Annotated in this window: 12 protein-coding genes; 5 read left to right on the forward strand and 7 right to left on the reverse strand. The window is 36.6% G+C overall.

Features of this window, described 5'->3' with window-relative positions; all coding sequences use genetic code 11:
• Nucleotide 1: 1 nt before the first annotated feature.
• Together ZPR_RS21355 and ZPR_RS21360 are read right to left on the reverse strand one after the other, a co-directional pair.
• The gene (locus ZPR_RS21355) at nt 2–415 is read right to left on the reverse strand and encodes a Na+/H+ antiporter subunit B (protein ID WP_013073870.1); all 414 of its coding nucleotides are present in this window, start codon (nt 413–415) and stop codon (nt 2–4) included.
• Between the two features lie 10 nt (nt 416–425).
• Nucleotides 426–2,738, reverse strand: coding sequence for a putative monovalent cation/H+ antiporter subunit A (locus tag ZPR_RS21360; protein ID WP_013073871.1), 2,313 nt, complete (start codon nt 2,736–2,738; stop codon nt 426–428).
• A gap of 274 nt (nt 2,739–3,012) precedes the next feature.
• On the opposite strand from ZPR_RS21360, the gene ZPR_RS21365 reads away from it, so the two are divergent.
• From ZPR_RS21365 to ZPR_RS21375, 3 genes are read left to right on the forward strand one after another with little or no spacing between them, the layout of a single operon-like run.
• Nucleotides 3,013–3,489, forward strand: a complete 477-nt coding sequence (locus ZPR_RS21365) for a DUF2975 domain-containing protein (protein ID WP_013073872.1) — start codon at nt 3,013–3,015, stop codon at nt 3,487–3,489.
• 3 nt (nt 3,490–3,492) lie between these two features.
• Nucleotides 3,493–3,702 (forward strand): helix-turn-helix domain-containing protein, encoded by a 210-nt coding sequence (locus ZPR_RS21370; protein ID WP_041579339.1) that lies wholly within the window; start codon nt 3,493–3,495, stop codon nt 3,700–3,702.
• Nucleotides 3,703–3,732: 30 nt separating this feature from the next.
• Nucleotides 3,733–5,505, forward strand: coding sequence for a M61 family metallopeptidase (locus tag ZPR_RS21375; protein ID WP_013073874.1), 1,773 nt, complete (start codon nt 3,733–3,735; stop codon nt 5,503–5,505).
• Between the two features lie 155 nt (nt 5,506–5,660).
• Here ZPR_RS21375 and ZPR_RS21380 read toward each other — a convergent pair whose 3' ends face one another.
• The 5 genes from ZPR_RS21380 to ZPR_RS21400 form a co-directional block, all read right to left on the reverse strand.
• A complete protein-coding gene (locus tag ZPR_RS21380) occupies nt 5,661–5,945 on the reverse strand; it encodes a F0F1 ATP synthase subunit delta/epsilon (RefSeq protein ID WP_013073875.1) in 285 nt (94 codons plus the stop codon).
• 81 nt (nt 5,946–6,026) lie between these two features.
• The gene (atpD, locus tag ZPR_RS21385) at nt 6,027–7,535 is read right to left on the reverse strand and encodes a F0F1 ATP synthase subunit beta (protein WP_013073876.1); all 1,509 of its coding nucleotides are present in this window, start codon (nt 7,533–7,535) and stop codon (nt 6,027–6,029) included.
• Between the two features lie 271 nt (nt 7,536–7,806).
• Nucleotides 7,807–9,654: a glutamine--fructose-6-phosphate transaminase (isomerizing) gene (glmS, locus tag ZPR_RS21390; protein ID WP_013073877.1), complete on the reverse strand. Its 1,848-nt coding sequence runs from the start codon at nt 9,652–9,654 to the stop codon at nt 7,807–7,809.
• A gap of 12 nt (nt 9,655–9,666) precedes the next feature.
• Nucleotides 9,667–11,241, reverse strand: a complete 1,575-nt coding sequence (locus ZPR_RS21395) for a BamH family beta-barrel-assembly machinery protein (RefSeq protein ID WP_013073878.1) — start codon at nt 11,239–11,241, stop codon at nt 9,667–9,669.
• Between the two features lie 14 nt (nt 11,242–11,255).
• Nucleotides 11,256–12,068: a glycogen/starch synthase gene (locus ZPR_RS21400; RefSeq protein ID WP_013073879.1), complete on the reverse strand. Its 813-nt coding sequence runs from the start codon at nt 12,066–12,068 to the stop codon at nt 11,256–11,258.
• 111 nt (nt 12,069–12,179) lie between these two features.
• Here ZPR_RS21400 and panC point away from each other — a divergent pair, with 111 nt between their 5' ends.
• Both panC and panD read left to right on the forward strand, forming a co-directional pair.
• The gene (gene panC / locus ZPR_RS21405; protein WP_013073880.1) at nt 12,180–13,031 is read left to right on the forward strand and encodes a pantoate--beta-alanine ligase; all 852 of its coding nucleotides are present in this window, start codon (nt 12,180–12,182) and stop codon (nt 13,029–13,031) included.
• Nucleotides 13,032–13,036: 5 nt separating this feature from the next.
• On the forward strand, nt 13,037–13,387 hold the full coding sequence (panD, locus tag ZPR_RS21410; protein ID WP_013073881.1) for an aspartate 1-decarboxylase: 351 nt from the start codon (nt 13,037–13,039) through the stop codon (nt 13,385–13,387).
• Nucleotides 13,388–13,389: the final 2 nt, after the last annotated feature.

The raw sequence follows: 13,389 nt of genomic DNA on the forward strand, positions 1-13,389 counted from the left end.
ATTAAGGCGCTTCAGAAATTGTAAAAATGATCGTTAGCGTTACCCCCACTACAACAAGATAAACCCCCATATCAAAAAACAATGCAGAACCAATACTTCCTAAAACAGGAACATGACCATGGTACCAAAGACCGGTCATAAATGGTTCTCCGGCAAAAATTATCGGGGAAAGACCGCTAAAAAACGACAAGGCCAATCCTACAGGCATTAAAAAGCCGGGATGAAATCTTAATAGGGATTTTGTATTTTTTAATCCTTTTGCAAAAGAATGCAACACAAAGGCAATTGCTGCTATTAATCCACCAACAAACCCACCTCCCGGGAGGTAGTGCCCTCTTAAAAGAATAAAAATGGAGAACAGTAATAATACCGGTAAAAGGTAATTAGATGCTGTTCTTAATATTATGGTTTTCATAAACTCTTAATTACTGAACTCTATCTGTTCTTTTTAATCTTAATTTCAACAATCCAAATACTCCGATGGCCGCAATGGTTAATACTGAAATTTCTATCATAGTATCCGCTCCCCTGAAATCTACCAAAATAACATTTACTACGTTTTTACCATGTGCCATGATATACGAATTTTTAGCATAAAAATCGCCAATTTCTGTATTTACAGGTTCAGAGAGCACTTCTAAAGCCAATACAGCAATCATCCCTCCAAAAAGCAGGGATAAAATACCATCTCGAATGCGCATCTTATGGTCCTGTATTTTAAGATATCTTGGTAAACGGTACAGCACCAGCACAAAGAGAATCACCGTTAAAGTATCTATAGAAAACTGTGTCATCGCTAAATCCGGCGCGCTATAAAACACAAATACAAGGCAAATAGTTAAACCTACAACCCCCATAGCTACAACTGCCGATAAACGACTGCTAGTAAAAACAGTAAATAATATTGCAATACACATGATAATAAAAACAACCAACTCATAAAAGCTAACAGTAGACAACATGGAAGAATCTATATCAAATTTTGTATTGCCTATCATGGTATACCCTACCATCCCGATAAGGAAAAAGATAATAATAAATACATAATTTCTTAAATAGCCGTTCTGAAATACGCGGGTCCAAAAAGAAGAAAGATGGGTAAAGCCGGTATTGAATTTCCCCATAAGGCTTTTAGGACTTGCAAACTCCAGTTTCCCTATAGCTGTTTCTAACTTTGCCGAAGGCTTTATTACAAAATAAAGTATAGTACCTACTGTAATGGTTACCAAACTTAATATAAATACGGTATTAAATCCATGCCATAAGGCTAAATGAATTTCTCCAGATTCCCCTCCTAAAGCAGCGACTACGGGTTTGATTAAAGAGCCTTCGATAATAAAAGGCATTATTCCAAAAACCAAACTCAAAACAGCTAATATAACAGGCGGTACCCACATCAATGCACCGGGCATTTTAGTATCTTTTAAATGATCTGGCAATTTACCCTGAAATGGCTTTATCCCGGCTACGAAACCTGCCCAAAGCAATAACATTTTTGTAATCACAATACCTACCAGCAGTATTGTGGCAATAATAGGGGCATGCATAGTTGCTTCGTAAGTAAGTTCTTTACCTAAGAAACCTATAGTAGGAGGAATCCCAGCACTGGATATTGCGGCAATAATTGCAGCAATTCCTACCGGCATCAAAACTTTACGTAAACCAGAAAGCACGGTTACATCACGTGTTCCTGTTTGATGATCGATAATTCCGGTGGTTAGGAATAAGGTTGCTTTATACAAAGCATGAACTATAATAAACACGGCCGCAGCTGTAAAAGATGCTGTTGTTCCCATACCTATCAGGAACATTAAAATTCCTAAAGCCGATATCGTTGAATATGCCAGTACGCCTTTAAGGTCTGTCCTGAACAGCGAATGTACCGCTGAATAAAGCATGGTCACACCTCCAACGATGATCAATGTGGTATTCCATATTTCCTCACCGCCAAGAACCGGTGTAAAACGCATAACCAAATAAATTCCTGCTTTTACCATGGTTGCAGAGTGCAAATAGGTAGAAACCGGCGTTGGTGCTTTCATAGCTCCGGGCAACCAAAAATGAAACGGGAATTGCGCCGATTTAGTAAAAGCAGCTCCAAATAATAAGATCACAGCAAGGGAATAATATTCATTCCCTTTTATTAATTCAGGAGACATATTTAGCATTTCTGCAATACTAAAAGTCCCCGTTATATTTCCTAAAACAATCACTCCAGCTAATAAAAACATTCCACCCAAACCAGTGATCCCCAGTGCGACTAATGCTGATTTTCTGGAAGCTTCCTGAGTGTTATTAAAACCTATTAAAAAGAACGAACTAATACTTGTAAGTTCCCAAAATATGAATAAACTAATCACATTATCAGAAAGCACCAAACCAAGCATTGCCGCCATAAATACACTTAAATAACCATAAAAGCGATCTAAATATTTATGATGATGTAAATAAGCCGAGGTATAAGCAAAAACCAGGAATCCAATCCCGGTAATCATAAGGCAAAATAACAATGAAAGTCCATCTAAAGTAAAACCAAGATTAACGCCAAAAGAAGGTACCCAGTTATAGCTTTCCCTTATTATATTTCCTCCCATAACTTCTGGAATAAACTGAAGAAAATATACAAAGAGTCCCAAAGGGATTAGGGAAGATAAAACAGCATACTTCCCTTTAAAAAACTTTCCTGCGAAAACTAAAAGTATTGCAAATAAAAATCCTAAAAGTATTGCTGATATCATAATTGGTTAAAAATCCGTTCCTCGCAAATATAATAGTTATTATTTAAGTTTTATGCGAATTATAAGCGTTAAATATAAGGAGTTCTACTGACTTTGCAATTTCTTAATGTTTCAAAGTGAGATATAGTAGTTTAGAAAACTTCTTAATAAGAAATGAAGAAAAATTCAATATAAAAGTTATCGAATAACAATAATTATTTATAATATTGTTATTATTAAACGATAATTATTTTCTCAATGAACCACCAATTCTTCTAAAAACGATTCTTGATATTTGCTTTATTTTTTCGGCTTTTTCCCTAATTGCGTTTTATTAGGACTGATAACCGATCTTTTAGCAGGCTCTGATATATCTTTTATTTCTACAGAAAAAATTCCCGAAAATATGAACGAATTCGCTTTATGGGGACTTATTATTCTAGAGCTCATTAAAACCGGCGCTTACATTTATGGCCTCTACGTGCTACGCAAATTAATTAGAAGCTTCTTCAGAAATAAGCTGTATACAAAATTGCAGATAGCATCTTTAAATCTTAGCGGAAGGTTAATTTGTTTATCTGTAATTCTTGGAGCAGTTTCTGAATTTCTAAAAAAGATGATACTAGATAATCGTATCACCTTAAATTTTGGGATGGAATTTTCTTTTAGTTCTTTTTGGATTATTCTTGCCTTTGGCATCTTTCTAATTTTTCTTGCCAAAGTATTCCAAAACGCGAGACAGCTTAAAAAGGAAAATGAACTTACAATCTAAGCAATGGCGATAATCATTAATCTCGACAAAATTCTGGAGCGCGAAGACATGAGGAGCAATGAACTTGCCAAAAAAATTGGAATTACTACAGCTAATCTTTCCATTCTCAAAACAGGTAAAGCCAAAGCTATACGATTTTCAACCTTAGAAGCGATTTGCGAAATATTGAATTGCCAGCCAGGAGACATTCTTGAGTATCAGGATGAAAAATAATTAATTACCTTTAACACTAAAATATACCTCATGCGTTTACTCTTCATTTTTCTATTCGTTTGTACGATTAGTTTTGCTCAGCAAAATAAATATCAAATCTCCTTTGAAAATGCTGTTCATCATGAAGTTAAAATCAACATCCAGTTTCCAGGAATAAAGACAGATACTTTCACTGTAAGGATGAGCAGATCTTCACCTGGGCGTTATGCGATTCACGAATTTGCTAAAAATGTTTATGGATTTAAAGCTACAGATAGTAAAGGAAAAGAACTAAAAGTCACACGACCAAACCCATATGCCTGGGCAGTAACCGGCCATGATGGAATTGTAAATATTGAATATATATTATTTGCCAATCGCGGTGACGGAACCTACTCCCAAATAGACCCAACACATGCGCATTTAAACATGCCCGCAACTTTTATGTTTGCTGAAGATTTACAGGAGAGACCTATAGAAATCACTTACAATACTGAAGCTATGCCCAACTGGAAAGTCGCCACTCAGTTAAAACATATTGAAGGAAACACCTTCAGCGCTCCAAATCTTCAGTATTTTATGGATAGCCCTACCGAGATTAGTAATTTTAGAATAAAAAGTTTTGAAATTGACGGTAAGAATGTACGCTTCGTTTTACATGATCCCAGCAGTGACGAGCTATTCAATGAATATTTCGAAAGAGTAAAAAAAATCGTCGAACAGGAAATGAAAGTATATGGTGAATTACCCGATTTTGATTATGGGGAGTATACTTTTTTGGCCTGTTACATCCCAAACGTTTCTGGCGATGGCATGGAACATCGTAATAGCACCATCTTAACTGATGTTGAGACTTTAGCCAATGGTGGAATGAAAGGTAATATCGGCACAGTTTCCCACGAATTTTTTCATGCCTGGAATGTAGAGCGCATACGTCCCCAATCATTAGAACCTTTCGATTTCACTGAAGCTAATATGAGTGGTGCGCTTTGGTTTGCGGAAGGATTTACAAGTTATTATACGAATCTTATCCTATGCCGAGCAGGAATTATCTCTGAAAATGATTATATCGATGGCTTAAATGGTAGTTTTAACTATGTTTGGAACTCTCCGGCGTTACAATATTTCAATCCAATTGAAATGAGTTATCAGGCGCCTTTTGTTGATGCCGCGACTTCCCTGGATCCCGTAAATCGAGAAAATACCTTTATTTCATATTATTCCTACGGTAGTGTTTTAGGCTTAGCTTTAGATCTGCATTTGCGAGATAAGGGTCTAAACCTTGATGATTTTATGAAGCTGGTTTGGCACTCTTATGGAAAACCTGAAGTACCATACGAGATTAAAGATATCGAAAACTTGTTAAAGCAATATGCCGGGGAAGACATTGCGAAAAATTTCTTTAACAAGTATATCTACAACAGCAATATGCCGGATTACAAGCAGCTTTTCGCAAATGTGGGAGTTGATTTATCAAGAAAGGCCAATGAGTCATTTTTAGATATTTCCGTAGAAAATTCTGAAAACGGACTGGTGATGACCAATAACCCTAAAATAGGAGCTCCCTCTTATAAAGCTGGCCTGGATAAAGGCGCTAACATTATTTCAATCAATACAATACCGGTAACAAGTGTAGAAGAATTTAATGAAATCACTTCAGAATTAAAACCTGGGCAAAAAATCAGCCTAAAATTCAGCAATTATGGTGAAGAAAAAACTGTTGAAGTTGGTGTGGATAAAAATCCATCTTACCAGATAAATATAGATCCTAAACCAAAGAAAAAAGCACTTAAAAATCGCGAAAATTGGCTTTCAGCAAAGTAAACTACCGTAAAGCGTTTAATCTTTATTATCAAGTAAAGTGGAGCTCATGGTTTACGGTTGGTGGTGTACCAATTTATATTTGAGCAGCCGTCAACTAAAATAAAAAAGCCTGTTGCGAAAACGACAGGCTTTTTTTATAATATTTCAGAATTAAGTTAGTCGGCTAAAATGATCGCTTTATTATCTTTCATTTCGAGCACACCTCCCTTAATAGGATAAAACAATTCTTTTCCTTCCTGTCTAAAATCTGAAGATAACTTTGAAGTTACATCAGTACTTGAAGTCGTTAGATTAATCTTCACCGTCCCGCTTGTTAAAGTAGAGACAATTGGTGCATGATTATTCAGCATCTGGAACTCACCTTCAATCCCAGGAACTTTAACCGCATCAATCTCGGCCTGAAAAACAACTGCTTCCGGAGTTACAATTTCTAAATACATAGTTATTAGTATTGCGTACTGATTATGGAGTAGTTAGTTATAACTTTTCATTATAACTAGCTATTCGATTTCACTACTATTTTATGATTCAGCTAGCATTTTCTCTCCAGCTTCAATAGCTTCTTCGATAGTTCCTTTAAGGTTAAAAGCTGCTTCAGGAAGATGATCTAACTCACCATCCATAATCATATTAAATCCTTTGATTGTGTCTTTAATATCTACCAACACCCCTTTAAGACCCGTAAACTGTTCTGCTACGTGGAATGGCTGAGAAAGGAAACGTTGTACACGTCTTGCACGTGATACCGCAAGTTTATCTTCTTCAGAAAGTTCTTCCATACCAAGAATCGCAATAATATCCTGTAATTCTTTGTAACGTTGTAATAACTCTTTTACGCGTTGCGCACAATCATAATGTTCTTTTCCTAAAATATCTGGAGTAAGAATTCTCGAAGTCGAATCTAAAGGATCTACTGCCGGATAAATACCTAACTCGGCAATCTTACGAGAAAGTACAGTTGTTGCATCCAGGTGAGCAAAAGTTGTTGCCGGAGCTGGATCGGTAAGGTCATCTGCAGGTACATAAACCGCCTGTACAGATGTAATCGAACCTTTTTTAGTTGAGGTAATTCTTTCCTGCATGGCTCCCATCTCTGTTGCCAAAGTTGGCTGATAACCTACCGCTGAAGGCATACGACCAAGAAGTGCCGAAACCTCTGAACCTGCCTGAGTAAAACGGAAAATATTATCTACGAAAAATAGTACATCTTTACCTTGAGCTTCCCCCGCACCATCACGGAAGTATTCTGCAATAGTAAGACCAGATAAGGCTACACGCGCACGTGCTCCCGGCGGCTCATTCATCTGTCCAAATACGAAAGTAGCCTTAGAACCTTTCATCACTTCCTTATCTACTTTTTTAAGATCCCATCCACCATTTTCCATAGAGTGCATAAAATCATCACCGTATTTAATAATACCAGATTCAAGCATCTCTCTAAGAAGGTCGTTACCTTCACGAGTACGCTCACCTACACCGGCAAATACAGAAAGACCACCGTGGCCTTTTGCAATATTGTTAATTAATTCCTGAATAAGTACTGTTTTACCTACCCCGGCACCACCAAACAATCCAATCTTACCACCTTTTGCATAAGGCTCGATAAGATCGATTACTTTAATCCCGGTAAATAAAACTTCAGTAGAAACAGATAGGTCTTCAAATTTTGGAGCTTCACGGTGAATTGGCAATCCAGCCTCACCAGCCTTTGGTAAATTCCCTAAACCATCAATAGCATCCCCAACTACGTTAAATAGACGCCCGTATATATCATTTCCAATTGGCATTTGTATAGGAGCTCCGGTAGATACAACCTCTACACCACGGCTAAGTCCATCTGTAGAATCCATAGAAATAGCTCTAACAGTATCTTCACCAATATGTGTTTGCACCTCTAATACCAAAATAGAACCATCTTTTCTGGTGATTTCCAAAGAGTCGTAAATCTTTGGCAATTCATTTTCTGAATCGAAGGAAACATCGACTACAGGGCCAATAACCTGGGCAACCTTACCTGTTACTTTAGACATTATTAATTTCTTTAATGTTTTTTATTTAAATCTATTTGCAACCTACCTCACTGATTTATAAATCTATAAATAAAAATCGGCCACAAATTTGGCTGCAAAGATAGTTTTTTCTTTATAATTTCATACTTCCAAAGAAATAACTTTTTTTAGAGCCTAAAAAGTCACTTCTTAGCAGGTAAAACCTCTTATAAAAATGAACCTGAGGGCAAGCCCCAGATTATTATTACGCTCTATACACGCTGCAATAAGAAATCATCACCTGGCATTTCCCTTATTCTACAGTTACCGATTTGGCCAGATTCCTTGGCTGATCTACATTTTTACCCAGCAGTACTGCTATATGATAAGAAAGCAACTGCAATGGTATTGTAGTTAATAAAGGCGTAAGAGCCTCGATTGTTTCAGGAATTTCGATCACATGATCTGCAAGTTCCTTAACTTCTACATCTCCTTCAGTAACTACGCTAATAATTTTGCCTTTTCTGGATTTTATCTCCTGGATATTACTCACAACCTTTTCGTAATGTCCTTTTCTAACAGCGATGACCACTACCGGCATTTCCTCATCGATCAGTGCGATTGGACCATGCTTCATTTCGGCTGCAGGATAACCTTCAGCATGGATATACGAAATTTCTTTAAGTTTTAAAGCCCCTTCAAGAGCCACAGGAAAATTATAGCCACGACCTAAGTAAATACAGTTCCTGGCGTCTTTATAAGTAGCAGCGATCTCCTTAATCACTTTATCCGATTGTAATAATTTTGCTACTTTTTTTGGAATAGCTTCCAACGCCTGTAAATGTAATCTAAAATCGGAGTTAGAAATTGTTCCTTTGTACTTCCCAAGCTTTAATGCCATTAAGGTTAATACCGTAATTTGTGTAGTAAAAGCCTTGGTAGAAGCCACACCAATTTCCGGCCCGGCATGAGTATAAGCACCTGCCATAGTCTCCCGAGAAATTGAAGATCCAACCACATTACAAACCCCAAAAACAAAAGCTCCTTTCTCCTTAGCTAACTTTATAGCCGCCATAGTATCTGCAGTTTCCCCACTTTGAGAAATAGCGATCACCACATCGTTTTCGGTAATTACAGGGTTCCTATATCTAAATTCTGAAGCGTATTCAACCTCTACAGGAATACGTGCCATGTCTTCAAAAATATATTCAGCAACTAAACCGGCATGCCAGGAAGTACCACATCCTACAATAAGAATACGATTGGCTTTTGCGATCCTATCAAGGTTATCATCTACCCCCGCCATCTTTATAATACCCTTATCAGCAAGTAAGCGACCCCGATAAGTATCACGAATAGCATTAGGCTGTTCGTAAATTTCTTTAAGCATAAAGTGATCATAACCACCTTTTTCAATCTGCTCTAAATTAAGCTGTAATTCATGAACGTAGGCATCTACTTCAGAGTCATTTAAAATTTTACGAACTTTTACCTCTTTACCTTGTCTTACTACAGCCATTTCTCCATCCTCAAGATAGATGGCATTGTTGGTGTAAGCGATAAACGGAGAAGCATCAGAGGCTATAAAGTATTCATTATCTCCAATACCTATAGCAAGGGGACTCCCTAACCTGGCTACCACTATTTCATCTGGCTTTCTTTTATCAAAAACAGCGATAGCATAGGCTCCAACTGTCTGATTTAAAGCAATTTGTACTGCTTTGCCTAATTTAACCCCTTCGTTCTTTATCACATCTTCTATAAGATTTACAAGAACCTCGGTATCGGTATCACTCTGAAAAGTGTAACCGCGTTTTTTTAATTCCTTTCGAAGGGCATCGTAATTTTCGATTATTCCGTTATGAATGATCGCCAGATTACCAGAATTTGATAAATGGGGATGTGAATTCACATCATTTGGTTCTCCATGGGTTGCCCATCGGGTATGCCCTATTCCTATAGAACCATTTGAGGTTATGGATTCCTGGACTTTTTTCTCCAGATGAACAACTTTTCCTTTGGTCTTACAAACTTTTAGAGCCTCCCCGTCATAAAGCGCTATACCAGCACTGTCATAACCACGGTACTCCAGTCGCTTTAAACCATTAATAACAACATCGTAAGCATTTCTATGCCCAATGTATCCTACTATTCCGCACATATAAGATTTGGGTTATAGGTCTGTCGCTGTATAGTATACCCTTAATTTAAGTCGTGTATCCTCGTTTGAAGCATTAGAACCATAAAAAACCACCCCTTCAGGAGTAATAGTAGAACTGGCAGGAACCATCTCTAAATTATTATCTCCAGAAAGTTCTGGTGTACTTTCCCTTACCGATACATTAGCAAGCTGCTCTATATTTGAAGTTATCACCACCCCAAGTCTTACATTCGTAGTACCATTTTCTATAAGGTTAATAACATGCTGTGTTATCCTTAAAGTGTATTTAGTTTCTCCGGTACTCTCATTTGTTTCAGGTAAAGAAGAAAAAATAGTTCTGGCATTCAGCGGATCATTTGACCTTGAATTAAGATCCCCATAATCAACTAAGACCGAATTATTATTAATATCATAAAGGTAAAGACGCTTTGGAGTAGTAGCACCGTTCATCAAATCCTTATTTATATAGAATTCGAGATTAGCTTCATTAACAATTAAATTCTCGGATTTTAAGTCTTCTAAATCTCCATCATTAAAAAGCTCAATCACTCCTATCATACCTTCACCGCCTTCAAGATAAAGATTTTCTGAATTACTACCAATATTTTCCTGCAATTCAGCAGGATATTCTCCTTCAAAGGTATTTACGATATTAGCACCAAAACGTATTCCCAGACTATCAATCGCTTTTTCAGCTATAGTTTCTCCCTCATCATTCTCTGTTTCGTCCTCATAAGAGTAATATAGCTTGATACCTGCATCACTTCTGGAAAAATCGAATAATATCATATTACCTGTATTGCCTCTAGGCTCAGCCTTAAACATCAATCCTCTAAAATAATCATAGAAATTACTCATACTGGATAGTTCGGCACTTCCCTCTTTATCCATAATTTTTTGCTGAAAATAATCCTTATTTAAATTAACCCTTAAAGCTGGAGCAGTATAAGTAGTATCTGCTTCGCCTTCATCATTTTCACCAATAAAGCGTATTCTATTTGGCGAAGGCACAAAATTTTCGTTCACATATATATTATCATCTGTAAGAAACTGCTCAAAAAGAGATTGTTGATCTGAATAATATTTTTGCGCTCTTTCAAAATCCTCTGAAGGGTCCAGATTATTTAAAAAATATCTTGATTCTCTAATACTCAATCTAAAGCCGCCACTCCCATAAATAGAATCCAACTCATATTCAGTCTCACCATCTTCAACCACTTCTGTACTAAAATAAGGCAGGTTTAGTATTACACTATCTAAAACCGCTCCTTCTGGAAACTCTGGAGAAGTGGTCCCCAATCGTACCTGAGATAAAACATTTGCTGTTTTCTGTCCAAAAACCGGATGATTATAAACCCCTAAAAGCTTCAGGTTTTGCACACTCTGACCAGAGCTAAAAGCAACATTGGTCTGAACAGATTTTAAATCTACCGTATAGGCATTAACATCATATTCCCTTAACTGTACACCTGCAGGATTCTCTATAATTTCCCCTCCAATAGTACTAAAATCTTCATCGCAAGATGCTAAAAGAAAAATAACAACAAATACTGTTGTTATTTTTAAAATCCCTTTATATAAATTCATGTAAATAAGAATTACTATTCCGCTAATATTTTTGTTGTGTAAAAATCCTGATAAGCCTGTGAGAATTCTTCTCTTGTTTTATACGGAAGTAATGGTTTATTAATTTTCTTTAGATAATCCAACAGGTTTTCTGGTAAGTCGTCACTACCAACAATAACAGCGTCTGAATTATCTGCAGCAGTTTTGGCTAAATTCACAAAACTAGGTTCCTTAAGGTGTTTAAGATCCCTTTTCTCCATACCGTCAAACAAGATTTTATCTCTCATCTCTTCATTTAACGTGCCATCAAAGTTTTCATTGTAAATAGAAGTCACAATTTTTGCATCTTTGAAAAGTGGCTCATTTCCGTAATAATGCCTTAAGTATAATGGGAGCATATAGGCTAACCAGCCATGTACGTGAATAATATCTGGAGACCAGTTTAATTTCTTAACTGTTTCAATCACACCTTTAGCAAAAAAGATGGCGCGCTCGTCATTATCGTCAAAGAGGTTTCCATCCTCATCAGATAAGGTTGCCTTTCTTTTAAAATAATCCTCATTATCAATAAAATAAACCTGCATTCTTTCTTTTGGGATAGAAGCAACTTTTATGATTAATGGCATATCTAAATCATTAATCACCATATTCATCCCAGAAAGCCTAATAACCTCATGTAGTTGGTGGCGTCGTTCATTTATATTACCAAATCTTGGCATAAAAATTCGAATTTGCCCTCCAATGTTATTCACCATTTTTGCGGCTTCAAAAGATGTGGATGATATTTCGGTTTCAGGTAAGTAAGGTATAACTTCAGACGAGACGTACAATATCCTCTTATCTTTCATATATTTTTTTCTTTAAAGTGCGGTTGCGAACAAAAAACACGCAAAATTACAAAATTTTATGCAGATTGCCAGAGATATATTAAGTTTGCACGCTGTTAATTTTAAATTACGATGCAGGTTTTTAAAGAAAAAGAACTTTTAAAGCAAAGCTTAGCTACAAAAAAGCGTACCGGTAAAACCATTGGTTTGGTACCAACTATGGGGGCTTTGCACGAAGGCCATTTACACCTTGTAAAAGAAGCCATTAAATCCTGCGATCAGGTTGTGGTAAGCATTTTTGTGAACCCCACACAATTCGATAAGCCTGAGGATCTGGAAAAATACCCCAGAAATTTGGAAAAAGATATTAATTTACTTCGAGAAGTTTCTGAAGAAATTTTTGTCTTTACCCCTAACGCTAATGAATTATATGGTGATTTCATCGTTTCTGAGCATTTTGATTTTGAAGGTCTGGATATCGTAATGGAAGGAAAACACAGGACAGGACATTTTGACGGGGTTGGCACCGTGGTTAAACTGCTCTTTAATACTGTGGAACCCGACAAAGCTTTCTTTGGCGAAAAAGATTATCAGCAATTACAAATTATTAGGAAACTTACAGAAATAGAACATCTCCCTGTAGAGATCATTGGCTGTCCTATCCTAAGAGAAGAATCGGGTCTTGCAAGGAGTAGCCGTAATGAGCGACTAAATGATTTGCAACGCGAAAAGGCTGCCTTTATCTTTGAAACCTTAAAAGAAACAAAAACGCTTTTTGGCACAAAAAGTGCAAATTATATAAATGATTGGGTCGAACAACAATTTAGAAATTATCCATTTTTAGAACTGGAATATTTCGAAATTTCCGATGCCAAAACATTAAAAAAATTAACCGAAAAAAGGGAGGGAGAGACCTATCGCGCCTTTATTGCTGCTTATGCAGGAGATATTAGGCTAATTGACAATCTTGCTCTCAATAACTAAAAATCATGCAAGTTCACGTAGTAAAATCTAAAATTCATCGTGTAAAAGTAACTGGTGCCGATCTAAATTATATTGGCAGCATCACCATCGACGAAGATTTGATGGACGCAGCCAATATCATTGAAGGTGAGAAAGTACAAATTGTTAACAACAATAATGGGGAGCGCTTAGAAACTTATGCCATACCGGGACCAAGAAACTCTGGCGAGATCACATTAAACGGTGCGGCAGCAAGAAAAGTAGCCAAAGGTGATGTACTTATCCTTATTTGTTATGCCATAATGGATTTTGAAGAAGCTAAGAGTTTTAAACCTGCCATTGTTTTCCCTAATGAAGAAAATAATTTGCTTAACTAATA

Origin of the sequence: Zunongwangia profunda SM-A87, assembly GCF_000023465.1 — a bacterium.
Lineage (GTDB): Bacteria > Bacteroidota > Bacteroidia > Flavobacteriales > Flavobacteriaceae > Zunongwangia > Zunongwangia profunda.

Coding starts and splice junctions, on each gene's coding strand:
- ZPR_RS21370 (WP_041579339.1), top strand. CDS start 3,493: ATGGCGATAATCATTAATCTCGACAAAATTCTGGAGCGCGAAGACATG.
- glmS (WP_013073877.1), bottom strand. CDS start 9,654: ATGTGCGGAATAGTAGGATACATTGGGCATAGAAATGCTTACGATGTT.
- ZPR_RS21395 (WP_013073878.1), bottom strand. CDS start 11,241: ATGAATTTATATAAAGGGATTTTAAAAATAACAACAGTATTTGTTGTT.
- panC (WP_013073880.1), top strand. CDS start 12,180: ATGCAGGTTTTTAAAGAAAAAGAACTTTTAAAGCAAAGCTTAGCTACA.
- panD (WP_013073881.1), top strand. CDS start 13,037: ATGCAAGTTCACGTAGTAAAATCTAAAATTCATCGTGTAAAAGTAACT.
- ZPR_RS21400 (WP_013073879.1), bottom strand. CDS start 12,068: ATGAAAGATAAGAGGATATTGTACGTCTCGTCTGAAGTTATACCTTAC.
- atpD (WP_013073876.1), bottom strand. CDS start 7,535: ATGTCTAAAGTAACAGGTAAGGTTGCCCAGGTTATTGGCCCTGTAGTC.
- ZPR_RS21355 (WP_013073870.1), bottom strand. CDS start 415: ATGAAAACCATAATATTAAGAACAGCATCTAATTACCTTTTACCGGTA.
- ZPR_RS21375 (WP_013073874.1), top strand. CDS start 3,733: ATGCGTTTACTCTTCATTTTTCTATTCGTTTGTACGATTAGTTTTGCT.
- ZPR_RS21360 (WP_013073871.1), bottom strand. CDS start 2,738: ATGATATCAGCAATACTTTTAGGATTTTTATTTGCAATACTTTTAGTT.
- ZPR_RS21380 (WP_013073875.1), bottom strand. CDS start 5,945: ATGTATTTAGAAATTGTAACTCCGGAAGCAGTTGTTTTTCAGGCCGAG.